Annotated in this window: 18 protein-coding genes; 15 read left to right on the forward strand and 3 right to left on the reverse strand. The window is 63.7% G+C overall.

Features of this window, described 5'->3' with window-relative positions; translation table 11 throughout:
* The first annotated feature begins 46 nt into the window (after positions 1–46).
* Positions 47–1,894, forward strand: coding sequence for an ABCB family ABC transporter ATP-binding protein/permease (locus ACFPN5_RS11400; RefSeq protein ID WP_379783257.1), 1,848 nt, complete (start codon positions 47–49; stop codon positions 1,892–1,894).
* Between the two features lie 64 nt (positions 1,895–1,958).
* Here ACFPN5_RS11400 and ACFPN5_RS11405 read toward each other — a convergent pair whose 3' ends face one another.
* The gene (locus tag ACFPN5_RS11405) at positions 1,959–3,272 is read right to left on the reverse strand and encodes a metal-dependent hydrolase family protein (RefSeq protein ID WP_379783259.1); all 1,314 of its coding nucleotides are present in this window, start codon (positions 3,270–3,272) and stop codon (positions 1,959–1,961) included.
* A 78-nt stretch (positions 3,273–3,350) separates the two neighbouring features.
* On the reverse strand, positions 3,351–4,625 hold the full coding sequence (locus tag ACFPN5_RS11410; RefSeq protein WP_379783261.1) for a dicarboxylate/amino acid:cation symporter: 1,275 nt from the start codon (positions 4,623–4,625) through the stop codon (positions 3,351–3,353).
* Positions 4,626–4,840: 215 nt separating this feature from the next.
* On the opposite strand from ACFPN5_RS11410, the gene ACFPN5_RS11415 reads away from it, so the two are divergent.
* From ACFPN5_RS11415 to ACFPN5_RS11435, 5 genes are all read left to right on the forward strand, one after another.
* Positions 4,841–5,566 (forward strand): amino acid ABC transporter ATP-binding protein, encoded by a 726-nt coding sequence (locus tag ACFPN5_RS11415; protein WP_379783263.1) that lies wholly within the window; start codon positions 4,841–4,843, stop codon positions 5,564–5,566.
* Positions 5,567–5,646: 80 nt separating this feature from the next.
* Positions 5,647–6,711 carry a dihydroorotase gene (pyrC, locus tag ACFPN5_RS11420; RefSeq protein WP_379783265.1) on the forward strand — a complete coding sequence of 355 codons (1,065 nt, stop codon included), beginning with the start codon at positions 5,647–5,649 and terminating at the stop codon, positions 6,709–6,711.
* On the forward strand, positions 6,712–7,515 hold the full coding sequence (locus tag ACFPN5_RS11425) for a DUF3025 domain-containing protein (protein ID WP_379783267.1): 804 nt from the start codon (positions 6,712–6,714) through the stop codon (positions 7,513–7,515).
* 26 nt (positions 7,516–7,541) lie between these two features.
* Positions 7,542–8,534 (forward strand): Gfo/Idh/MocA family protein, encoded by a 993-nt coding sequence (locus ACFPN5_RS11430; protein WP_379783269.1) that lies wholly within the window; start codon positions 7,542–7,544, stop codon positions 8,532–8,534.
* Positions 8,535–8,630: 96 nt separating this feature from the next.
* Positions 8,631–8,972, forward strand: a complete 342-nt coding sequence (locus tag ACFPN5_RS11435; RefSeq protein WP_379783271.1) for a hypothetical protein — start codon at positions 8,631–8,633, stop codon at positions 8,970–8,972.
* A gap of 40 nt (positions 8,973–9,012) precedes the next feature.
* Here ACFPN5_RS11435 and recG read toward each other — a convergent pair whose 3' ends face one another.
* Positions 9,013–11,073, reverse strand: a complete 2,061-nt coding sequence (recG, locus tag ACFPN5_RS11440; protein ID WP_379783273.1) for an ATP-dependent DNA helicase RecG — start codon at positions 11,071–11,073, stop codon at positions 9,013–9,015.
* A gap of 106 nt (positions 11,074–11,179) precedes the next feature.
* Between recG and queA the strand changes: the two genes are divergently transcribed.
* The 9 genes from queA (at position 11,180) to ACFPN5_RS11485 (ending at position 23,906) form a co-directional block, all read left to right on the forward strand.
* The gene (gene queA, locus ACFPN5_RS11445) at positions 11,180–12,205 is read left to right on the forward strand and encodes a tRNA preQ1(34) S-adenosylmethionine ribosyltransferase-isomerase QueA (RefSeq protein ID WP_379783275.1); all 1,026 of its coding nucleotides are present in this window, start codon (positions 11,180–11,182) and stop codon (positions 12,203–12,205) included.
* A 6-nt stretch (positions 12,206–12,211) separates the two neighbouring features.
* Positions 12,212–13,351 carry a tRNA guanosine(34) transglycosylase Tgt gene (gene tgt / locus ACFPN5_RS11450; protein WP_379783277.1) on the forward strand — a complete coding sequence of 380 codons (1,140 nt, stop codon included), beginning with the start codon at positions 12,212–12,214 and terminating at the stop codon, positions 13,349–13,351.
* Between the two features lie 172 nt (positions 13,352–13,523).
* Positions 13,524–13,856 (forward strand): preprotein translocase subunit YajC, encoded by a 333-nt coding sequence (yajC, locus tag ACFPN5_RS11455; protein ID WP_379783279.1) that lies wholly within the window; start codon positions 13,524–13,526, stop codon positions 13,854–13,856.
* Positions 13,857–13,913: 57 nt separating this feature from the next.
* Positions 13,914–15,791 (forward strand): protein translocase subunit SecD, encoded by a 1,878-nt coding sequence (gene secD, locus ACFPN5_RS11460; RefSeq protein WP_379783281.1) that lies wholly within the window; start codon positions 13,914–13,916, stop codon positions 15,789–15,791.
* Between the two features lie 15 nt (positions 15,792–15,806).
* Positions 15,807–16,826, forward strand: coding sequence for a protein translocase subunit SecF (secF, locus tag ACFPN5_RS11465; RefSeq protein ID WP_379783283.1), 1,020 nt, complete (start codon positions 15,807–15,809; stop codon positions 16,824–16,826).
* Positions 16,827–17,356: 530 nt separating this feature from the next.
* Positions 17,357–20,353, forward strand: coding sequence for a TonB-dependent receptor (locus ACFPN5_RS11470; protein ID WP_379783285.1), 2,997 nt, complete (start codon positions 17,357–17,359; stop codon positions 20,351–20,353).
* Between the two features lie 126 nt (positions 20,354–20,479).
* Complete coding sequence (locus tag ACFPN5_RS11475) at positions 20,480–21,841, forward strand: MFS transporter (RefSeq protein WP_379783287.1); 1,362 nt, start codon at positions 20,480–20,482, stop codon at positions 21,839–21,841.
* Between the two features lie 34 nt (positions 21,842–21,875).
* The gene (locus ACFPN5_RS11480; protein WP_379783289.1) at positions 21,876–22,826 is read left to right on the forward strand and encodes a glycoside hydrolase family 43 protein; all 951 of its coding nucleotides are present in this window, start codon (positions 21,876–21,878) and stop codon (positions 22,824–22,826) included.
* A gap of 21 nt (positions 22,827–22,847) precedes the next feature.
* Positions 22,848–23,906, forward strand: coding sequence for an aldose epimerase family protein (locus tag ACFPN5_RS11485; RefSeq protein WP_379783291.1), 1,059 nt, complete (start codon positions 22,848–22,850; stop codon positions 23,904–23,906).

A 23,906-nucleotide genomic window follows, 5' to 3' on the forward strand; every position in this document is an offset into this window, starting at 1 on the left:
AAGCTACAATCGTCCCGAATTGAACCATAAATCCCGGACCCCTGCCATGCGACGCCATCCCGCTTCATCTCCCCCGCCTCCCGATGCGAAAGGCAGGCAGCGCAGCGACTGGGCCACGCTCAAGACCCTGTTCCCCTACCTGTGGGTCTACAAATGGCGCGTGATCGCCGCGCTCGGCGCCCTGATCGGCGCGAAGATGGCCAACGTCGGCGTGCCGCTGGTGCTCAAGCAGCTGATCGACCAGCTGGCGATCGACCCGGCCCATCCGCAGGCGCTGCTGGTGCTGCCGATCGGCGCGCTCATCGCTTATGGCCTGCTGCGCCTGTCCACGACGATCTTTACCGAGCTGCGCGAATTCCTGTTCGCGCGCGTCACGCAGCGGGCGGTACGCACCATCGCGCTGCAAGTGTTTCGCCACCTGCACGCGCTGTCGCTGCGCTTCCACCTGAACCGCCAGACCGGCGGCATGACCCGCGACATCGAGCGCGGCACCCGCGGGGTGAATTCCCTGATCTCGTATTCGCTGTTCAATGTGCTGCCGACGATCGTCGAAATCACGCTGGTGCTCGGCTACCTCGTGCTCAACTACGACAAGTGGTTCTCGATCATTACCGCCGTGGCGCTGGTGGGCTATATCGTCTTCACGGTGGTCGTCACCGAATGGCGCACCCACTTCCGGCGCACCATGAACGACCTCGACTCGAAAGCCAACACCAAGGCCATCGATTCGCTGATCAATTACGAAACGGTGAAATACTTCGGCAACGAGGATTACGAAGCCAAGCGCTACGACCAGGGCCTGCAAAGCTACGAGAACGCGGCGGTGCGCTCGCAGACCTCGCTGTCGGTGCTCAACACCGGCCAGTCGCTGATCATCGCCACCGCCGTTACCCTGATCCTGTGGCGCGCGACCGAAGGGGTGATTGCCGGCACCATGACGCTGGGCGACCTGGTGCTGGTCAACTCGTTCATGATCCAGCTGTACATTCCGCTGAACTTTTTGGGAGTGATCTACCGCGAGATCAAGCAGAGCCTGGCCGACATGGAGCGCCTGTTTTCGCTGCTCGACCAGAACCGCGAAGTGGCCGATTCGCCGGGCGCCCAGCCGCTGGTGGCAAAGGGTGCGCGCGTCGAGTTTTCGCATGTGGAGTTCAGCTACGAGGCCAAGCGCCAGATCCTGTTCGATGTCGACTTCACGATTCCCGCCGGGACCACGACGGCGGTGGTCGGGCACAGCGGTTCCGGTAAATCGACCCTGTCGCGGCTGCTGTTCCGGTTCTACGACGTGAACAAGGGCAGCATCGCCATCGACGGCCAGGATATCAGTAGCGTGACCCAGGCCTCATTGCGCGCGGCGATCGGCATCGTGCCGCAGGATACGGTGCTGTTCAACGACACCATCGAATACAACATCGCCTACGGCAAGCCGGGCGCGAGCCATGCCGACATCGTGGCGGCGGCGCGGGCGGCCTCCATCCACGAATTCATCGAAAGCCTGCCGGACGGGTATGCAACGATGGTGGGCGAGCGCGGCCTGAAACTGTCGGGCGGGGAGAAGCAGCGGGTGGCGATCGCGCGCACCCTGCTGAAAAATCCGGCGATCCTGATTTTCGACGAGGCGACCTCGGCGCTCGATTCGAAGTCGGAGCAGGCGATCCAGGCGCAGTTGAAGGAGATCGCGAAGAACCGCACCACGCTGGTCATTGCGCACCGGCTGTCGACGATCGCGGACGCGCAGCAAATCATCGTGCTCGATCACGGGAAGATCGTGGAGCGCGGCACGCACCAGAGCTTATTGGCGGCGCGCGGCCTGTATGCGCAGATGTGGGAGCGGCAGCTGGCGCGGCCGGATGAGGATGTGGCGTCGGTGCCCTTGGAGTTGCAGGGGGAGTGAGATCGGTAGGTGGCGCTGTTGCGTGGGATAACAGAACACGCAACAGCGCCACTACCACTGCGTCTTACGGCTTCTTGTAAACCACCCCATCCTTCATCACAAATTTCACCTGCTCGAGCACCTTGACGTCGCGCAGCGGGTCGCCGTCGACAGCGACGATGTCGGCCGCAAAGCCCGGCGCGATCATGCCCAGGCGTAGCGGCTGGTCGAGCAGGTTGGCGGCGTGGATGGTGGCGGCGCGGATGGCGTCGATCGGCGTCATGCCGGCTTCCACCATGTAGCCGAATTCCTTCGCGTTCTCGCCGTGCGGGAACACACCGGCATCGGTGCCGAAGGCGATTTTGACGCCGGCCTTGTGGGCGCGGGCGAAGGTCGCCTGTAGCTGCGGGCCGATGGCGGCCGCTTTCGGGCGCACCAGCGCCGAGTAGTAGCCTTCCTGCTTGGCCTTGTCGGCCACGTAGCGGCCGGCGGAAATGGTCGGCACGTACCAGTGGCCGGTCTTCTTGAACAGCGCCACGGTCTCGTCGTCCATCAGCGTGCCGTGCTCGATCGAGTCGACACCGGCGCGCAGCGCGCGCTTCATGCCTTCGGCACCGTGGGCGTGGGCGGCCACCCGGAAACCGTAATCCTTGGCGGTGCTGACGACGGCCTTCAGTTCGTCTTCGGTGTACTGCGAGTTCTGGCCGTTCGCCGCCTGGCTCAGCACGCCGCCGGTAGCGGTGATCTTGATCAGGTCCGCGCCTTCCTTGTAGCGCGCGCGCACTGCCTGTCGGCCTTCTTCCGGGCTGTCGATCACGCCTTCCTGCGGCCCGGGCGTGCCCAGCTTTTCGCTCAGGAAGTGCGACAGGTTGTTGGTCGGGTCGGCGTGGCCGCCGGTGGTGGCGATCGACTTCCCGGCGGTGAACATGCGCGGGCCCGGCACCGCGCCGGCCGCGATCGCGCGCTTGAGCGACACGTTCAGGCCATCGGCCGCGCCGAGGTCGCGCACCGTGGTGAAGCCCGCCATCAGCGTGCGTTCGGCGTACCTGACCGAGCGGTAGGCGAGGTCGGCCGGATCGGCGGTGAGGCGGTCGCGGTAGGCGTCCACCACCGGCGTGGTTTCGCTGGTGAGGTGCACATGCATGTCGATCAGGCCCGGCAGGCAGGATTTCGTCGACAGGTCGATGTTGCCCGTGTTGGCAGAGGCGGGCGTCATCGGCCCCACCGATTTGATCGTGCCGTTCTCGATGACGATGCTGACGCGTTCGCGCCAGGTGCCGCTTTTGACGTCGAGCAGGCGCCCGCAATCGACCGTCTGGGCGGCGGCGTCCGCGCCGCCGGCGCTGGCGCTGCCAGTGCTAACCAAGGCCAGCAAACCTGCTGCGTATAGTTGTTTCATGTTTGTTCTCCCGAAGTTTTTCTTATCAAAAAAAAGGCCTCCCATCGCTGGAAGGCCTCGTGTGCTCTATCGCGACGCTCAGCGCAGCGGCGAGGTAGCGATGTCCTTGTTCGGTGACGGTTCAGGCTCGAGGTCGCCTTCCCACTTGGCGACGACCGCGGTGGCGATGCCGTTGCCGATCACGTTGGTGGCCGAACGCGCCATGTCCAGGAAGTGGTCGATGCCCAGCAGGAGCAGCAGGCCCGCTTCCGGGATGTTGAACTGGGCGAGTGTGGCGGCGATCACGACCAGCGAGGCGCGCGGCACGCCGGCCATGCCTTTCGAGGTCAGCATCAGCACCAGCATCATCATGATCTGGGTCGACATCGGCAGTTCGATGCCGTAGGCCTGGGCGATGAAGACGGTGGCGAAGGTGCAGTACATCATCGAGCCGTCGAGGTTGAACGAGTAACCGATCGGCAGCACGAAGGCGGCCAGGCGGTTCTTGACGCCGAACTTTTCCAGGCCTTCCAGGGTTTTCGGGAAGGCCGCTTCCGACGAGGCGCAGGTAAAGGCGAGGATGGTCGGCTCTTTCAGCAGGCCGATCAGGCGCAGCACGCGCGGGCCAAGGAAGGCCATCCCGACCAGGATCAGGATCACCCACAGCAGCACGATCCCGAGGTAGAACTCGGCCATGAAGATGCCGTAGGTCTGCAGCACACCGAGGCCGCTCTTGGCAATCACGCCGGCCACTGCCGCGAACACGGCGATCGGCGCGAAGTTCATCACGTACGCAGTCACCTTCAGCATGACGTGGGCGACGCCGTCGATGGCGTCGATCATCGGCGTGGCGCGCGCGCCGACGGCGGCGGCCGCGGTGCCGAAGAACATCGAGAACACGACGATCTGCAGGATTTCGTTCTTGGCCATGCCGTCGACAATCGAGGCCGGGATCAGGTGGGTGATGAATTCCTTGAGCGTCAGGCCCGTGGTGGCAATGCCCGAGGCAGTGCCGACCGGCGGCGCCATGCCGGCTGCGAACATGGCGTCGCCCGGACGGAACAGGTTCACCAGGACCAGGCCCAGCGCCAGCGAAATGATCGATGCGATCACGAACCAGCCCAGCGCCTTGACGCCGATGCGGCCGACTTCCTTGGCGTCGCCCATGCGGGCAATGCCGACCACCAGGGTAGCGAATACCAGCGGCGCGATGATCATCTTAATCAGGCGCAGGAACATCGTCGTCACCAGCGACATCGTGTCCGCAAAACCGGCCGGGTTGGCAAAGGTGGTGTTGGCGATATAGCCCAGGACGACGCCGAGGGCCAGGCCGATCAGGATATAGGTAGTAAGGCGGTTTCGATTGGTGTTCATATGCTTCCAGTGGTCGGCAGGGCATGACGTTCAGCGGCGCCAGGACAGGGTCTTGGCGCCGCTGGGTAGTGCAACAGTCGCAAAATCGGGTGGTTCTGGGGCGGGCGAGGACCCGAACGGGGAGCTCGTCCTGGGTATCTTGGCAAGTTCCGCAGTATCCTAGGCACTGTTGGTGCTGTCAAGCACGCTCAAAGCTCTGGAAACAACGGGTAAACATGATTGAAATTGACAAGGTCAGCAAATGGTATGGCGACTTCCAGGTACTGGCTGACTGCAGCACCCAGGTGGCGCGCGGCGACGTGGTCGTGGTGTGCGGGCCGTCCGGTTCCGGCAAGTCGACTTTGATCAAGACGGTCAACGGTCTCGAGAGCGTGCAGCAGGGCGTCATCCGGGTCGATCGCGTGCTCGTCACCGACCGCAAGACGGATTTGCCGAAGCTGCGCGCGAAAATCGGCATGGTGTTCCAAAACTTTGAATTGTTCCCCCACCTGTCGGTGCGCGAGAACCTGACGCTGGCGCAGGTGAAGGTGCTCGGGCGCAGCAAGGGCGAGGCCATCGCGCGCGGCCTGGCCTACCTCGACCGTGTCGGCCTGCTGGCGCAGCAGGACAAATTTCCGAGCCAGCTCTCGGGCGGCCAGCAGCAGCGCGTGGCGATCGCCCGCGCCCTGGCGATGGACCCGGTGGCCATGCTGTTCGACGAACCGACCTCCGCGCTCGACCCGGAAATGATCGGCGAAGTGCTGGAGGTGATGGTGGGCCTGGCGCAGGACGGCATGACCATGATGGTCGTCACCCACGAGATGGGTTTTGCCCGCAAGGTCGCCGACCGCATCGTCTTCATGGACCATGGCCGGATTGTCGAAGATACACTGAAGGAGCAGTTCTTCAGTGCGCCGCGCTCCGAACGCGCGCGCGAGTTTCTGGCGAAGATCATCCATTAGGGGGCGGGTTTCGCCGGACCGGCGCGCACCCCATTCCCCATACAGGTAAAATGACGCCGTCCCGCAATCCGAGAGCCGCCATGTCCACCATCGAGATCCCACAATCCATCACGATCACCCGTCCAGACGACTGGCACCTGCACCTGCGCGATGGCGCGGCGCTGGCCAGCGTGCTGCCGCACACCGCGCGCCAGTTCGCCCGCGCCATCGTGATGCCGAACCTGAAACCCCCGGTCACCACGGTCGCCGACGCCGCTGCCTACCGCGACCGCATCCTGGCGGCGCTCCCAGCAGGGATGCACGGTCCGGCGCCCCGGTTCGAGCCCCTGATGACGCTCTACCTGACCGACAACACCGATCCCGACGAGATCCGCCGTGCGCAGGACACCGGCTTCATCCACGCGGTCAAGCTGTACCCGGCAGGCGCCACCACCAACTCGCAGGCCGGCGTCACCGACCTCAAGAAGTGCTACAAGACGCTGGAAGTGATGCAGGAAGTCGGCATGCCGCTGCTGGTGCATGGCGAAGTCACGGATAACGACATCGACCTGTTCGACCGCGAAGCCGTCTTCATCGAGCGCGTGATGCGCCCTCTGCGCCGCGACATGCCGGCCCTGGCCATCGTCTTCGAGCACATCACGACCAAGGACGCGGCCCAGTACGTGGCCGAAGCCGAAGGCCCGATCGCCGCCACCATCACCGCGCACCATCTGCTGTACAACCGCAACGAGATCTTCCGCGGCGGTATCCGCCCGCATTACTACTGCCTGCCGGTGCTGAAACGCGAAGAACACCGCCTGGCGCTAGTGACGGCCGCCACCAGCGGCGACGAGCGCTTCTTCCTGGGCACCGATTCGGCCCCGCACGCCATCGGCGCCAAGGAGTCCAGCTGCGGCTGCGCCGGCTGCTACACGGCGCTGCACGCGATGGAGCTGTACACCGAAGCCTTCGCCCAGGCCGGGGCCCTCGACAAACTGGAAGCCTTTGCCAGCTTCAACGGCCCGGCCTTCTACGGCCTGCCGCGCAACGAGGGCACGATCACGCTGGTGCGCGAATCGTGGAACCTGCCGGCCACGGTGCCGATGGGAGAGAACGACCTGGTGCCGCTGAACGCGGGGGAGCGCATCGACTGGAAGATGCTCTAAGTGGCGTCGGAGATCGGGCAGATCGACTGGTCGCGGCCGTGGTACGACTCGGTGCGGCCCGCCCATGCGGCCCTGGCGTTCGACGGCGGGGACTTCGTGGGTGCCTTCAACCGCAACGCCGCGCGCCTCGCGCTGCGCAACCACACGGGCCTGCCGATCGCCTTCGTGCCGCAGGAGTCGCTGCCCGAAGGGCGGGCGTACGAGGAATTCATCAGCGCCACCGGACAGGTGCCCACGCGCGACAACCTGCACGACTTCTTCAATGGCCTCGTGTGGCAGACCTTCCCGCTGATCAAGCGTGAACTGAACGCGCTGCAGGCGGCGCAGATCGCGGCCGCCGGCGGTGTGGGTAAGTCGCGCGGGCCGGCGCGCGACGCCGCCACCATCTTCGACGAAAACGCCGCGCTGCTGGTTGTGCGGGCATCGAGCGAGGGGCGCGAGCTGGTCGACGAGCTGCGCGCGCACTGCTGGGACGCCGCATTGTTCGAAAAGCGGGCCATGTTCGAGAGGGACGCCCGGGTCTGGCTGTTCGGCCATGCGCTGATGGAAAAGCTGGTTGCGCCGCGCAAGGCGATCACCGCGCATACCCGCGTCGTGTTTGCGGACGACGATTATTTTGACCTCGACCCGGACGCCCAGCGCGCCTGGATCGACACCACCGTCGCCGCGACGCTGCGCGACGAAGGCCTGGCCACTTCCAGCTTCACGCCGCTGCCCGTGCTTGGCGTGCCGGGCTGGTGGCTTGGCCAGGACCGCGACTTCTACCTGGACGCGAGCGTATTTCGTCCCAGGCGTGTGGCATAACCGGCATTACATGAAAGGGCAAGGCGATGGCTGACACGGTACGCTGGGGCATCCTCAGCACAGGCAAGATTGCACGCGCATTTGCGGAAGCATTGAAAGAGGTGCCGGGCGCGGTGCTGGCCGGCGTCGCGTCGCGCAGCCGCGAGAATGCGGACGCCTTCGCCAGCGAGTTCGGTGCGGGCGCCGCCTACGGCTCGTACGAAGAGCTGGTGGCTGCAACCGACATCGACCTGGTCTATATCGGCACGCCCCACCCCCAGCATGCCGCCAACGCGCTGCTCGCCCTGCGCGCAGGGAAGGGCGTGCTGTGCGAAAAAGCGTTCACGATGAACCGGCGCGAGGCGGAAGAGGTCGTGGCGCTGGCGCGGAGCAAGCGCCTGTTCCTGATGGAGGCGATGTGGACGCGCTTCCAGCCGGCGCTGGCCGAGGTCAAACGCATCATCGCGTCCGGCGAAATCGGCGAGGTCAGCCAGGTGGAGGCGGACTTCGGCTTCACTGCCAATGTCGGTCCCGAGCACCGCGTCTTCAATCCCGAACTGGGCGGCGGTGCGCTGCTCGACCTGGGCATCTACCCGCTGTCGATCGCGTCCAGCCTGCTCGGGCCCGTCGCCGAGGTCAGGGCCCAGGCGCAGATGGGCCCCACCGGCGTTGACGTGCAGACCGGGTTCACGCTGAAGCATAAAGGCGGCGCCCTGTCGGTGTGCAGTTGCTCGCTGCTGGCGCGCACCCCGTGCGAACTGACGGTGTCGGGCACGCGCGGCCATGTCCGCATGAATACGCGGTTCCACCATGCCCGCTCGGTGACCGTGGCCCTGGAGGATGGCAGCATGCGCACGATCGATACGCCCTATCTCGGCAATGGCTACGCGCACGAAGCGATCGAGGCGCAGCGCTGTTTCCAGGCAGGGCTGATCGAAAGCCCCGGCATGACGCACGAGGAAACGCTGGCCCAGATGGGCGTGATGGACGAGATCCGCCGCCAGATCGGCCTGGTCTACGAGGCCGACCGCCGGGGGTAACGCACAACACTGTGCGGCGTATGCATGTTGACAATGGAACTGGACAGGCGAATACTCGGCGGCTGTCCCGCTTCCATCATCCGTTCCGGAGTTGTCATGCATATGTTCCGCACCGCCGTCCTCGCCGCCTGCCTGCTGCCGCTCGCCGCGCAGGCCGATCCTGTTCCCGTTCCCGCTGAAAAGCTGGCCTATGTCGGCGACTGGCAGGGCAAGGACATGCGCCTGCAATTGGCCAAAGACGGCAAGGTCAAGTACAAGCGGGACCGGCCGAACAAGAAGATGGACCTCAGCCTCGACCTGCAGGGCTTCAATGGCGACAATTTCGATGTCGGCGCCTTCATGGTGCGCTCCACTTTCGTCGTCAGCAAGCCGCCGCACCGCGTAGGCGACAAGTGGATGATGACGGTTGATGGCGTCGAACTGACCAGAATTAATTAAACGCCGGGGAGTTGACGCGTGGACGGCAGAGCCGTCCACCCTACACCTTGAGGAATTCCTCGCGCCCGCCAAGCCAGCGTGCCAGATGCGCATCCACAATCGCCACGCTCTCCGCCGTCTCCCGCTCCAGCAAACTGGCCGCGATATCCCTCGCGTGCTCGACCAGCCACTGGTCCGTCTCCAGGTCCGCGAAGCGCAGCATGGCCTGGCCCGACTGGCGCGCGCCCAGGAATTCGCCCGGCCCGCGAATCTCGAGGTCGCGCCGGGCGATCTCGAAACCATCGGTCGTCTCGCGCATCGTCATCAATCGCTGCTTGGCCACCTGTCCCAGCGGGCTTTGGTACAGCAGCAGGCAGACGCTGGCCGCCGACCCGCGTCCGACGCGCCCGCGCAACTGGTGCAGCTGCGACAAGCCAAAACGCTCTGCATGCTCGATCACCATCAAGGACGCATTCGGCACGTCGACGCCCACCTCAATGACCGTGGTCGCTACCAGCACGTGAACCTCGGCCGCCGTGAAGGCATCCATCACCGCCTGTTTCTCGGCCGGCTTCATGCGCCCGTGCACCAGCCCGACCTGTAAATCCGGCAGGGCCTCGGCCAGCGTCTCGTAGGTTTCAGTGGCCGTCTGCAGCTGCAGCGCTTCCGACTCTTCAATCAACGGACAGACCCAGTACACCTGGCGCCCCTCGAGCGCGGCCGCATGCACGCGCTCGATGACCTCCTCGCGCCGGTTCTGGTCGATGGCACGGGTGACGATCGGACTGCGGCCCGGCGGCAGCTCGTCGATCACCGATACCTCGAGATCCGCGTAATACGTCATCGCCAGGGTGCGCGGGATCGGCGTGGCCGACATCATCAATTGGTGCGGCACCAGGCCGTCGCTGCCCTTGTTGCGCAGGGTCAGGCGCTGGCCGACGCCGAAGCGGTGCTGCTCGTCGACGATGACCAAACCCAGTTTTGCGAACTGCACGGTGTCCTGGATCAGCGCGTGCGTGCCGATGACCAGGTGCGCCTCGCCCGATTCGACCAGTTCGTTTGCCGCCGCCTTGTCCTTCTTTTTCAGGCTGCCGGTGAGCCAGGCGACTTTCACGCCAAGCGGCTCCATCCAGGCGGCGATCTTCCTGAAATGCTGCTCGGCGAGGATTTCGGTCGGCGCCATCAGCGCGGCCTGGTAGCCGCTGTCGATGGCCTGGGCCGCGGCCAGCGCCGCCACCACGGTCTTGCCGCTGCCGACGTCGCCCTGCAGCAGGCGCTGCATCGGATAGCCCTCGCGCAGGTCGGCGCGGATCTCTTTCACCACGCGCTGCTGGGCGCCGGTGAGCGAGAAGGGCAGGGCGCGCAGAAAACCTTCGGACAGCGTGCCGATCGCGCGCAAATGGGGCGCGCCCTTGTCGCGGCGGGCGCGCTGGGCGCGTTTCAGCGACAGCTGCTGCGCCAGCAGTTCGTCGAACTTCATGCGCGTCCAGGCCGGATGCGACTTTTCCATCAGCGCGTATTCGTCGACATCCACCGGCGGGTAGTGCAGCAGCTTCACGGCCGGCTCGAAGTCGATCAGCCCCATCTGGCGGCGCACGCCGGGCGGCACGGTGTCGATCCAGCTCACGCGCCGCATCGCTTCGGCGATCGCGCGGCGCAGGATCGGCTGCGACAGGCCCTCTCCCGACGGATACACCGGCGTGAGCGAAGTCGGCAGCGGCGCGTTTTCGTTGACCACCTTGTAGGTCGGGTGCACCATCTCGGCGCCGAAGAAGCCGTGCTTGATCTCGGTACGGGCGCGCACGCGCACGCCGTCGGCCAGCTGCTTGACCTGGCTGCCGTAGAAATTCATGAAGCGCAGCAGCAGCTCGCCGGATTCGTCCGCGATCGTCACCAGCAGCTGGCGCCGCGGTTTCAGGCTGATCTCGTTCTTGATGACGACGCCCTCGACCTGCGACACATGGCCGCCACGCAGGCAGGCCTCGCGGATCGACACGATTTTTGTCTCGTCCTCGTAGCGCATCGGCAGGTGCAGGACCAGGTCCATGTCGCTGCGCAGGCCGAGCTTGGCGAGTTTGGTTTGTGTCGTTTTCGGGGCGGGTGGGGTCTTGGGAGCGGGCATAAAAGCGGCAGATGGGCCAGTGCTAGCGTAAAATAGAGGGTTCGCCGCACGTACTTGGGGCCATATTGTAAGGCTGCCAGCACCTATTTTCCCAGAATTGACCAGAATGTACTCGCTTTCCGATTTCGATTTCGAACTGCCGCCCGAGCGCATCGCGCAATTGCCCCTGCCGGACCGCAGCGCCTCGCGCCTGCTGCAGCTCGACGGTGACCAGATTACCGACCGCCATTTCGCCGACATCGTCGACCAGCTCCAGACTGGCGACCTGCTCGTGATGAACAACACGCGCGTCCTGAAGGCCCGCTTTTTCGGCGTCAAGGAGACCGGCGGCCAGGTCGAGGTGCTCGTCGAGCGTGTCCTGGACAACCGCACGGTGCTGGCGCAGGTGCGTGCGTCGAAGTCCCCCAAACCCGGCACCCGCATCCGCCTGGCCGACGCCTTTGACGTGACCACGGGCGAGCGCGCCGGCGAATTCTTCACGCTGCACTTCGAGGGCGATGTGTTCGAGCTGATCGAGGCCCACGGCCGCCTGCCGCTGCCGCCCTACATCGAGCACACGGCAGACGAGTTCGACGAGCAGCGCTACCAGACGGTGTATTCAAAGGAGCCGGGCGCGGTCGCCGCGCCGACCGCCGGCCTGCATTTTGATCAGCCGCTGCTCGACAGGCTCAAGGCGAAGGGTGTCAACTTCGCCTACGTCACGCTGCACGTCGGCGCCGGTACCTTCCAGCCAGTGCGCGTGGAAGACCTGTCCGCGCACCAGATGCACACCGAGTGGTACACGGTGCCGGGCGAGACGGTCGATGCCGTGCGCGCCGCGCGAGCGGCCGGGCGCGACGTCATCGCCGTTGGCACCACCTCCCTGCGTGCGCTGGAATCGGCATCCCAGTCGGGAGAACTGGCGGCCGGCAGCGCCGACACGGCCCTGTTCATCACCCCGGGCTACAAGTTCAAGACCGTGACGCGCCTGATCACGAACTTCCACCTGCCGAAGTCGACCCTGCTGATGCTGGTGTCAGCCTTTGCCGGGTATGCGGAAATTCGCAAGGCCTATGCCCATGCGATCGCCAACGAATACCGCTTCTTCAGCTATGGCGACGCCATGCTGCTGACTACACAATCACGCCAATAACACCAGATGCTCGAATTTACCCTCCTTAAAAAAGACACCAGCGGCCTGTCGCACGCCCGCCGCGGCCGATTGACCCTCAACCACGGCACCATCGAAACGCCGATCTTCATGCCGGTCGGGACCTACGGTTCCGTGAAGGCGATGGATCCGGTCGAACTGAAGGAAGTCGGCTCGCAGATTATCCTCGGCAACACCTTCCACCTGTGGCTGCGCCCGGGCGTGGAAGTGTTCAACAAGTTCGGCGGCCTGCACGGGTTCATGGGCTGGGACAAGCCGATCCTCACCGACTCGGGCGGCTTCCAGGTGTTTTCGCTGGGCGCGATGCGCAAGATCACGGAAGAGGGCGTTACCTTCGCCTCGCCGATCGACGGCTCGCGTAAATTCCTGTCGCCGGAAGTGTCGATGCAGATCCAGCGCGCCCTGAACTCGGACGTCGTGATGCAGTTCGACGAGTGCACGCCGTACGAAATAGATGGTAGGGCAGCGACGGCCGAAGAGGCCGCGAAATCGATGCGCATGTCGCTGCGCTGGGCCCAGCGCTCGATGAACGAGTTCAACCACGGCGAGAATCCGAACGCGCTGTTCGGCATCGTCCAGGGCGGCATGTACGAGCACCTGCGCGACGAGTCGCTGGCCGGCCTGGAAGAGATCGACTTCCCGGGCCTGGCGATCGGCGGCCTGTCGGTCGGCGAGCCGAAGGAAGACATGAAGCGCATCCTGGCCCACGTCGGCCCGCGCCTGCCGGAGAACAAGCCGCACTACCTGATGGGCGTCGGCACGCCGGAAGACCTGGTCGAGGGCGTGGCGAACGGCGTCGACATGTTCGACTGCGTGATGCCGACCCGGAACGCCCGCAACGGCTGGCTGTTCACGCGCTTCGGCGACGTGAAGATCAAGAACGCGCGCTACAAGGAAGACACGGCGCCGCTCGACGAGTCCTGCACCTGCTACTGCTGCAAGAATTTTTCGCGCGCCTACCTGCACCACCTGCACCGCTCGAACGAGATCCTCGGCGCGCGCCTGAACACGATCCACAACCTGCACTACTACCTGAACCTGATGCAGGAGATGCGCGACGCGATCGATGCGGACGGGTTTCATGCGTTCCGGTTGCAGTTTGCAGCCGACCGCGCCCGCGGGATTTGATTTTGTGGGTGGGCACAGTGTGCCCGCCGACGACACTGACCGCATCCGGCCGTCGTTGCTGATTTCCTACTTGCAATTTCTGAAAGTCAATCCATATAGCTCGAAATGGCCGCTGCCAGTTCGCCGGTGCTAGAATACAGCGCTAATTTTTTATCTCACAATCGGAGTCCTTGTGTTCATTTCCAACGCTTACGCGCAAACCACCACCGCCGCCGATCCTGGCCTGATGGGCAGCCTGACGACCTTCGCACCACTGATCATCATGTTCGTGGTCATGTATTTCCTGATGATCCGTCCTCAGCAGAAGCGCCAGAAAGAAATGAAGGCAATGATGGAAGCGCTGGCCAAGGGTGACGAAGTCGTCACCGCCGGCGGCATCCTGGGCCGTGTGGTGCAGGTGAAAGATGCCTACGTCACCATCGAAGTGGCGACCGGCACCGAGATGGTCGTGCAAAAGAACGCCGTCACGACGCTGCTGCCGAAGGGCACGCTCAAGTCCCTGTAAGCACGCGCTGCGGCCCTCGCTGGCCGCACGCCGCTCAACATTGAACGCTGGAACACTATGAACCGCTATCCCGTCTGGAAATACATACTGATCGCTGTCGCGCTCCTGCTTGGCGCGCTGTACACGGCGCCCAACTACTTCGGCGAATCGCCGGCCTTGCAGATCACTACCGGCAAAACGGCGGTCAAGATCACGAGCGAGACCACGGCGCGGGTCGCGGACGTGCTCAAACGCGAAGGTGTTCCGGCAAACCAAGTCACCCTGGAAGGCGAAGGTAACTCGACGGCCGTGCGCGCCCGTTTCGACACCACCGATGCCCAGTTCAAGGCCAAGCTCGCGCTCGAGCGCCAGCTCAACCGCGACCCGGCCGACCCCGATTACATCGTCACCGTCAACCTGGTGAAGAACACCCCGGCCTGGATGGCGTCCCTGGGTGCGAAGGCGATGAACCTCGGCCTCGACCTGCGCGGCGGCGTCCACTTCCTGCTGCAAGTCGATTCGCGCGCCGTGCTGGAAACCAAGATGAAGGGCACGCAAGCGAGCGTGCGCAGCATCCTGCGCGACAAGAACATCCGCCACACCGGCATCGAGCGCGTCGGCAACACCGTGGAAGTCACCTTCCGCGACGCCGAAACCCGTGCCGCTGCCCGCACCACGCTGGCCGCCCAGTCGCAGGACCTGCTGCTGGCCGACGCCGCCGACGGCACCGACCTGAAGCTGCTGGTCACCCTCAAGCCGGAAGCGCTCAAGCGCACCGTGGAAGAGGGCGTCAACCAGAACATCGCCACCCTGTCGAAGCGGATCAACGAACTGGGCGTGACCGAGCCGGTCATCCAGCGACAGGGCGCTGACCGCATCGTCGTGCAATTGCCAGGCGAGCAGGACGTAGCCCGTGCGAAAGACATCATCGGCCGCACCGCAACCCTGGAAATGCGCATGGTCGATCCGACCATCACCCCGGGCACCGAACAGTCCGCCGCCATCCCGCTGAACTCGGAACTGTTCACCGACGGCCGCGGCGCCCCGGTCGTGGTCTACAAGGACATCATCCTGACCGGCGACTACATCTCGGGCGCGGTCGCCACCTTCGACCAGAACCAGCAGCCGGCCGTGTCGATCGACCTGAACGGCGACGGCGGGCGCAAGATTCGCCTGGCCACCCGCGAAGCCATCGGCAAGCGCATGGCGGTCCTGCTGAAGGAAAAGGGCAAGTACACCGTGCCGACGGCACCGACTATCCAGGCCGAACTCGGTTCGACCTTCCAGATCACCGGCATCGGCACGATCGAGGACGCGAATGAGCTGGCCCTGCTGCTGCGCTCGGGCGCGCTGTCGGCGCCGATGGAGTTCGTCGAGGAACGCGTGGTCGGCCCGCAGCTGGGCGCCGAAAACATCAGCCGCGGCCTGCACTCGACGGTGTGGGGCTTCGTGGCCATCGCCATCTTCATGGTCATCTACTACCACATGTTCGGCGTCTTCAGCGCGCTGGCGCTGGCGGCCAACGTGATGTTCCTGCTGGCGCTGCTGTCGATGCTGCAGGCAACCCTGACCCTGCCGGGCATCGCCGCAATCGCGCTGGCGCTGGGTATGGCAATTGACGCCAACGTGCTGATCAACGAGCGCATCCGCGAGGAACTGCGTGCCGGCGCCACCCCGCAACAGGCGATCACGAACGGTTTCAGCCACGCCTGGGACACGATTTTCGACTCGAACGTGACCACCCTGATCGTCGGCCTGGCGCTGCTGATCTTCGGTTCCGGCGCGGTGCGTGGCTTCGCCGTCGTGCACACCCTGGGCATCCTGACCTCGATGTTCTCGGCAGTGTTCGTCTCGCGTGGCATCGCCAACCTGTGGTACGGCCGCCGCGGCAAGAAACTCACGAAGCTGTCCGTGGGCACGGTCTGGAAGCCGGGCCTGCCAGCTGAACAGAAATAAGACTAGGGAATCGTCATGGAATTTTTCAAAATCAAACGGGACATCCCGTTCATGCGCCACGCGTTGATCTTCAACGTGATCTCGGCGCTGACCTTCGTGGCTGCGGTGTTCTTCCTGGTGACCAAAGGCCTGCACTTCTCGGTCGAGTTCACCGGCGGCACCGTGATGGAACTGCGCTACCCGCACGCGGCCGACCAGGAAAAGATCCGCGCCACGCTGCGCGGCATTGGCCATGAAGCGCCCGAGGTGGCCAGCTTCGGCACCGCCCAGGACGTCATGCTGCGCCTGCCGCCGGTGAAGACCGCCGCCGGTGCCACCGTGTCGTCGGAAGCCTTCAACGCCATCTGCGCCTCCGAAGGCGGAGCGCCGAAGCAGGTCACGGTGACGGAGAAGGGCCAGCAGGTGGCGCGTACCACCTGTGCCAACCCGGTCGGCGCCGAACTGGTGACGCTGCAGCGCGTCGACTTCGTCGGCCCCCAGGTCGGCGACGAACTGGCCACCGACGGCCTGAACGCCTTGATCATGGTGATCGTCGGCGTCGTGATTTACCTGGCCGTGCGCTTCGAGTGGAAATTCGCCGTTGCCGCCATCCTGGCAAACCTGCACGACGTCGTCATCATCCTGGGCTTCTTCGCTTTCTTCCAGTGGGAATTCTCGCTGACGGTCCTCGCGGCCGTGCTCGCTGTATTGGGCTATTCGGTCAACGAATCGGTCGTCATCTTCGACCGGATCCGCGAAACCTTCCGCAAGCAGCGCAAGATGAGCGTGACCGAAGTCATCGACCACGCGATCACCAGCACCATTTCGCGCACCATCATCACCCACGCCTCGACCCAGATGATGGTCCTGTCGATGCTGCTTTTCGGCGGCCCCTCGCTGCACCACTTCGCGTTGGCACTGACCATCGGCATCTGCTTTGGTATCTATTCCTCGGTGTTCGTGGCCGCGGCGCTGGCGATGTGGTTCGGCGTGAAGCGTGAAGACCTGATCAAGCCGGTCAAGGAAAAGGACGAGACCGACGGCGCCGTCGTCTAAGTCGTACGCGGCAACTGAAGCAGGAAAAAACGCCGCCCGGCTCCAGCCCGGCGGCGTTTTTCATTTCGGCCACAGGGTTTTCGCAAGGATTGGCCGGATACGTGACAATTCCCGGACTTGTGTGAGGTGACGCACAGAGCAGCCTGCTAGCCGAACCTTATAGTGGAACTGTCTCTTTCAGGACATCCCTAGTTTTGGACTTCACCCGCTCCGCTGGAGCGGGTTTTTTTTTGTCCCCTCGACCCGGCAGGCGATAAAACCAAAAATGTCACATAAGTGTGAATTAGCGCACAGAGTGTGCAGGAACCGGGAACTATAGTGGAACTGTCTCTTTCAGGACATCCCTAGTTTTGGACTTTGCCCGCTCCCTGAGCGGGCATTTTTTTTGCCCCTCCTCGCAAGACTTCCCGCCATCCGGCCCGTGCCGCCTTGCCGCCTTGCCGCAGCCGTCCGGTTTCCTGTCGAGACCGCAACGCGACGCGATGATGCCGCCGATATACAAACCGATATCGGAACGCCGGAAAAATTGATTGGAACGATCTTGCTCCAACGCCTACCATCCCTGTCGAGCATGTGAAAACAGCCAAGCCGCGATACAGCGGCCACAACAAAAACGACACAGGAGACGTATGAAACGCACATCATTCGGCCGCGCCGCGGCCAGTACCTGCCATGTCTTCACGCTGCGGGCAACGGTCGCAGCACTTGCCGGCGCCGGCCTGATCAGCAGCGCCACGGTCGGCGCCCAAGAATTTTCCCCCGCCGCAGCAGCCGAAACGACGGAGCCGAGTGACATCCAGACTGTGGTTGTCACGGGCGTCAAGGCATCGCTCATCAAGAGCTTGGCGAACAAGCGAATCAACGACCAGGTCGTGGAATCGGTCGTTGCCGAAGACATCGGCAAGCTGCCCGATAACAATGTGGTTGAAGCGCTGCAGCGCGTGACGGGGATCCAGGTCACCAACCGCGCCGGCGGCGAAGTCGGCACCTTGTCCATCCGTGGTCTGCCCGACGTCCAGACCACCTGGAACGGCCGCAATATTTTTACCGCGTCGGGCACGCAGGTCGCGCTTCAGGACATTCCCTCGACCCTGGTTCGCCAGATCGACGTTTACAAGACACGCGACGCCAGGCAGTTGGAAACCGGAATTGCAGGCCAAATTGACGTCAAGTCGCTGCGACCGTTCGATTTCAAGGGGCCGCAAGTGTCGCTTTCGGCGCGTGAGACCTATCTGGATCCTGCGAAAAAGTGGAACCCGCAGCTCAGCGCCATGTTCAGTAACCGCTGGGAAACCGGCATCGGCGAGGTCGGCGCCCTGGTCAATCTGGCCGCTACCCAGACGAAATACCGCAATGAAAGCGTGACGCCGGGTGCCATGGTGCCGTTTGCCAGCCCCAATGCCGCCGAAGTGCCGGCAGGTTACACGCCCTTGCAGCGCATCTTCGACAACAATATCTGGGCGCCCGGTACCCGTGCCGGCTTGCCGATGGCAGCGGGTTCGACGCTGAATTTCAACGACAAGGCGCATCCTTATTACCTGGCGCGCGACGCCGTTTTCCAGAGCGACGTCCAGGGTGAACGCAAGCGCCCGGCCGCCACTATCGCCTTGCAGTGGAAACCGAACAGCGATGCGGTCTACACCTTCGAGTCGATGTACAACGGTTATCGCGACAAGGCCTTCAATCAGCTGCTGTTCAGCTTCGTCGACTGGTGGGGCGATCTCGGCAGCAACCCGGCGGGGACGATCACGACCTTCCCGGGAACGAACGTCATCAAGACCCGCAAAGTTAATAACGTCTATGGCTTCAACAGCGGCGACTACACCACGTCGAAAACCGATTCCTTCGTGTATGCCCTGAACGGCAAGTGGAATATTGGCGAGCGCCTGAAGCTGGACGGTGATTTGTCATACCAGACGAGCGAGTTCGACACGCAATTCACCGCCACCCGGATCGATCGCGTTGCACCCTCCATCGACGTCGACTTCAATACCGGCGGCGATACGGCGTTCCGTTTCAATAACAATGCCGACCTGGCCGACCCGACCAAGTGGAATGTCGCGGAGTTCTACGATAACGCCAACCGTAACAAGGGCAGCGCCGCGACGGCCACTCTGGCGGGCGTCTTCGATGCCGGCTGGGGTGCGCTCGAGACGCTCCAATTCGGCCTGCGCCACGACGTACGCAAGGCGTCGGAGGCCAACCGGACGCAATCGGCCTTCCTGGGCCGCAACCTCGCCTCGCTGGGTCCGCAGTATTCCATTACCAACTCGAACTTCGGCACGGACATCTCGGACGTTCCGCGCTCATGGGTGGAACCCAATGCCTACTACATCCGCGACCATATCGATGAATGGCGCAAGCTCTATAACTCGGCCAACAGCAACTTCCTGACCACGGACAAACTGAGCCTGCAGAAGACGTTCGAGATCGAGGAAAAGACGAGCAATCTTTACCTGATGGGGGATTTCCAGAGCGAGCTGTTCGGCAATCGCCTGCGCGCCAATGTCGGCGTGCGCTACACCAAGGTCGATACCGACATGAGCTTCTATAAGGTCGACGCCACCACCAGGGCGGTCACGGCGTCCGGCGCCAGCAAGTCGACCAGCAAGTTCCTGCCCAGCCTGACCCTGATTTACGACCCGGCCAAAGACGTCGTAACGCGCTTTAACTTTGGTAAAACCCTGCGCCGCCCGAACTTCGGTGATCTGAATCCTGTCCTGCAACTCGGCGACGACGTATCGCGGGTGGGTTATGGCTCGGGCACCGGCGGCAATCCAGACCTGCAACCGACGCTTTCGACGAACTTCGATCTGACCGGTGAGTGGTACTTCCAGAAAGACAGCGCAGTCTACGGCACTGTGTTCAAGCGCAAGATCGACGGCCTGGTCGTGCCCCTGCGCCGCAAGATTCACGTCGACCCGGCGGACGACCCGTTCCGCAACTCGACCTCGGGCGGCGACCATACGAACGGCTATGACTACGTCATCAACTCCCCGGTCAACGCCTCCGACGGCACGATCAAAGGCGTCGAGCTCGGCTTGATCTACTTCCCGAAGTGGCTCCCTAGCCCGCTGGACGGCCTGGGCTTCCAGGGCAGTTATACCCGACTCAGCTCGTCGCAGAACGTTCCTGAGGCCAATAGCGCCGGCGAGATCATCGCCCAGCTCGAAACACCGTTCTTCGGGGTGTCCGACCGCTCCTACAACGCCACCCTGGCTTATGAAAAGGGCCCGGTCAGCGCGCGCTTGTCCTATGTCTGGCGCTCCGGCTTCCTGGCCGCCAACGAAGCGGCCTTGTTTGCAAATCCGATCGGTATCTGGCGTCATCCGGAAAAGAGCGTGGACATGCAGATCTCCTACAAAGTCAACGACAGGATGTCGGTCGATATCGGTGCGATCAATCTGACGAACGAAATGCAGCGGCAGTACTACCACTTCGGCAATGCGGGTAATCAAGAGTTGACCAATTTCGGTACGGTCCAGGTCGGACGTTCGGTCTCGGTCGCCTTGCGCTGGAAGATGTAAGCCGCGTGGTCGGCCTGGCGCTCAAGTGGCGTAACTAAGCTGTCCGGGGACAGCAGCGCAGTAAAACAGGGGCACTGCACGGTCGTATCCGGCAGTGCCCCCGGGTCGTTCTGATGGGAAGGCACTATGCACTCACAACACACACAAAAACTCTCCACCCTCGAAAAAGCGGGTTTCGGCGCCGGCGACATGGCGCTCAACGTGGTGATCTCGTCGATGATGCTGATCATTACCTTCTTCTACACCGACATCTACGGGCTGAAAGTCGGCGACCTGGCCATGCTGTTCGTCGTCGTCAAGATCGTCGGCGCCATCGCCGACCTGGCGATGGGCCAGATGACCGATATCGTCCTCACGCGCTGGGGGCGCTACCGTCCCTACCTGCTGCTGCTCGCGGTGCCCTATGGCGTGAGCGTCTTCCTGCTCTTCACGACACCAGGCTGGACCTATGACGCCAAGCTGGTCTGGGCGTATTCGACCTACATCCTGGTGACCCTGATGACGGCGGGCGTCGGCCTGCCCTATATCTCCCTGATCAGCGGCCTGACCTCGGACCCGCAGGAGCGCCTGTCGGCCAACGGCTACCGCCTGTTCTTCGCCAAGATTGGCGCCTTCATGGTGACCATCATCGTGCCGATCCTGGCCAACCGCTGGGACAGCACGAACCCGGCCGCCGGCTACCAGGCCGCGATGGCGGTGATGGCGGCAATGGGCGCGCTGCTGTTCCTGCTGTGCTTCTTCACCACCACCGAGCGCGTGATCCACAAGGTGGAAAAGCAGCCGCTGCTGGACCAGGTGCGCGTGCTGATGAAGAACGACCAGTGGCTGATCCTGTGCGCGGTGTGCGTGACCGGCACCATCGGCTACGTGATCCGCGGCTCGGTGGCGATCTACTATGCCAAGTACTTCCTGGGCGGCGATACCGCCACCGTGTCCGCCTTCCTCTCCACCGGCGTGGCCGCGGCCATCATCGCCATGGTTGTCTCGACCTGGACCACCAAGTTCTACTGCAAGGTCAAGCTGTTCCGCAATTCGCAGATCGCCGTGGCGGTCATCAGCCTGCTGATGTACTTCCTGGTGACGCCGGGCGACATCGTGCTGGCCTTCGTCCTGTATTTCATCCTGTCGCTGGTGGTGGACCTGCATGCGCCGGTGTTCTGGTCGGCGATTGCCGAGGCCATCGACTATGGCCAGGTCAAGACCGGCAAGCGGGTGTCGGGCTTCGCCTTTGGCGGCATCTCGGTCTGCCAGAAGGCGGGCATGGCGATTGGCGGCGGCATGGTCGGCATCCTGCTCGATTACTTCCAGTACCAGCCGAACCAGGAACAGTCGGCCCTGGCGCTGCAGGGCATCGCACTGATGCTGTCGGTGATCCCGGGCTTCTTCCACTTCGTGATGGGTGCCCTGATGTTCAAGTACCGCATCAGCGACAGCTATTACGACACCGTCAAGGCCGACATGCGCACCAACGGCTACGTCGCCGGCTGACACCACACAGACCATGACTCAACCGGACTCCATCATGCAAGACACCGTCCTTAAGCCCCTGATCGAACAACGCGCCGACCCGTACATCTACAAGCACACGGACGGCTATTACTACTTTACCGCCTCGGTCCCGCAATACGACCGCATCGAACTGCGCCGCGCCAGCACCATCGCCGGCCTCGCCACGGCGGAAACGGTCGACGCCTGGACCAAGCCCGACACCGGCAACTACTGCGAACTGGTCTGGGCGCCGGAAATCCATTTCAACCAGGGCGCCTGGTACGTCTATTTCGCCGCCGCCCCCAGCCGCGAGATCAAGCACAAGCTGTTCCAGCACCGGATGTACGCCATCCGCAACCCCAACCCCAACCCGCTCGAGGGCGAGTGGGAATTCATGGGCCAGGTCGACACCGGCATCGACAGCTTCTGCCTGGACGCCACCACCTTTACCCACAAGGGCCGGCTGTATTACCTGTGGGCGCAGAAGGACCATGAGATCGAAGGCAACTCGAACCTGTATATTGCGCCGATGAAGACCCCGTGGCAGATCGAAGGCAAGCCGGTCATGCTGAGCAAACCCGAATACGACTGGGAGACCCGCGGCTTCTGGGTCAACGAAGGCCCCTCGGTGGTGCGCCGCAACGGCAGGATCTTCATCAGCTATTCGGCCAGCGCCACCGACGAGAACTACGCGATGGGGCTGCTCTGGGCCGACGAGGACGCCGACCTGCTCGACCCGGCCGCCTGGACCAAGTCGCGCGAGCCGGTACTGCGCACCTGCTACGAGCATGGCATCTACGGCCCCGGCCACAACAGCTTTACCTATGCCGAAGACAGCGACACCGTCATGCTGGTCTACCATGCACGCACCTATACCGAGATCGTCGGCGACCCGCTCTGGAATCCGGACCGCCACACCTTCGTCAAACCCCTGCGCTGGGACGAGCAGGGCATGCCCGTCTTCGGCCGGCCGTCTACCTCGTAGTTTTCAACCAAGGACGATAACGTGCAAACCCGTATCACCCAAGCGCCCTTCGGCCAACTGCCCGACGGCGCCACCATCACGGCCTACACGCTCACGAATGCGAACGGCCTGGTGGCGAAGATCCTCGATTTCGGCGGCATCATCACCGAGCTGCACGCGCCGGACCGCGATGGCAAGTTTGCCGACGTGGTGCTGGGCTTCGACACGCTCGCCCCCTACCAGGAGACTGGCCCCTATTTCGGCGCCCTGATCGGGCGCTACGGCAACCGCATCGCCCGCGGCAGGTTCACGCTCGACGGCAAGGAGTTCGTGCTCCCCGCGAACAACGGCAACAACCACCTGCACGGCGGCACGGCCGGCTTCGACAAGGTCAAGTGGGATGCCGTCGTCGAGGGCGACACCCTGCGCCTGGCCTACCGCAGCCTCGACGGCGAGCAGGGCTACCCCGGCAACCTCGATGTGGTCGTCACCTACACGCTCACCGGCGACAACGAACTGGTGGTGCGCTTCCGCGCCGTGACCGACAAGCCCACGCCGGTCAACCTGACGCAGCACAGCTACTTCAACCTCGCCGGCCAGGGCGATATCCTCGATCACGTGCTGTCGATCGACGCCGATGCCTTCGTCGCCATCGACGCCGAATCGATCCCGCTGGCGGCGCTGTCCCCGGTCACCGGCACCCCGTTCGACTTCCGCACGCCGCGCCCGATCGGCGAGCGCATCGGCCAGCCGGACAAGCAGCTGCGCCACGGCCTCGGCTACGACCACAATTTCGCGCTCAACAAACCGCAGGGCAAGGCGCTGACGCGCGCCGCCCACGTCTGCGAAAAAGTGTCGGGCCGCGTGCTGGAACTGTTCACCGAAGAGCCGGGCGTGCAGTTCTACAGCGGCAATTTCCTCGACGGTTCGCTCCAGGGTAAAGGGCGCAACTACCCGCAGCGCAGCGGCTTTTGCCTCGAGCCGCAGCACTTCCCCGATTCGCCCAACCGGCCGGAGTTCCCGAACACGATCCTGCGCCAGGGCGAGGTGTACCAGACCGAATCCCGGTTCCGCTTCTCGGTCGATCATCAGGGATCATGA

This window comes from Massilia niabensis (assembly GCF_042655085.1).
GTDB lineage: Bacteria > Pseudomonadota > Gammaproteobacteria > Burkholderiales > Burkholderiaceae_D > Telluria > Telluria niabensis.

Coding starts and splice junctions, on each gene's coding strand:
- queA (WP_379783275.1), top strand. CDS start 11,180: ATGTACTCGCTTTCCGATTTCGATTTCGAACTGCCGCCCGAGCGCATC.
- pyrC (WP_379783265.1), top strand. CDS start 5,647: ATGTCCACCATCGAGATCCCACAATCCATCACGATCACCCGTCCAGAC.
- ACFPN5_RS11480 (WP_379783289.1), top strand. CDS start 21,876: ATGCAAGACACCGTCCTTAAGCCCCTGATCGAACAACGCGCCGACCCG.
- ACFPN5_RS11430 (WP_379783269.1), top strand. CDS start 7,542: ATGGCTGACACGGTACGCTGGGGCATCCTCAGCACAGGCAAGATTGCA.
- recG (WP_379783273.1), bottom strand. CDS start 11,073: ATGCCCGCTCCCAAGACCCCACCCGCCCCGAAAACGACACAAACCAAA.
- ACFPN5_RS11405 (WP_379783259.1), bottom strand. CDS start 3,272: ATGAAACAACTATACGCAGCAGGTTTGCTGGCCTTGGTTAGCACTGGC.
- ACFPN5_RS11435 (WP_379783271.1), top strand. CDS start 8,631: ATGCATATGTTCCGCACCGCCGTCCTCGCCGCCTGCCTGCTGCCGCTC.
- tgt (WP_379783277.1), top strand. CDS start 12,212: ATGCTCGAATTTACCCTCCTTAAAAAAGACACCAGCGGCCTGTCGCAC.
- ACFPN5_RS11415 (WP_379783263.1), top strand. CDS start 4,841: ATGATTGAAATTGACAAGGTCAGCAAATGGTATGGCGACTTCCAGGTA.
- ACFPN5_RS11410 (WP_379783261.1), bottom strand. CDS start 4,625: ATGAACACCAATCGAAACCGCCTTACTACCTATATCCTGATCGGCCTG.
- secF (WP_379783283.1), top strand. CDS start 15,807: ATGGAATTTTTCAAAATCAAACGGGACATCCCGTTCATGCGCCACGCG.
- ACFPN5_RS11400 (WP_379783257.1), top strand. CDS start 47: ATGCGACGCCATCCCGCTTCATCTCCCCCGCCTCCCGATGCGAAAGGC.
- secD (WP_379783281.1), top strand. CDS start 13,914: ATGAACCGCTATCCCGTCTGGAAATACATACTGATCGCTGTCGCGCTC.
- ACFPN5_RS11475 (WP_379783287.1), top strand. CDS start 20,480: ATGCACTCACAACACACACAAAAACTCTCCACCCTCGAAAAAGCGGGT.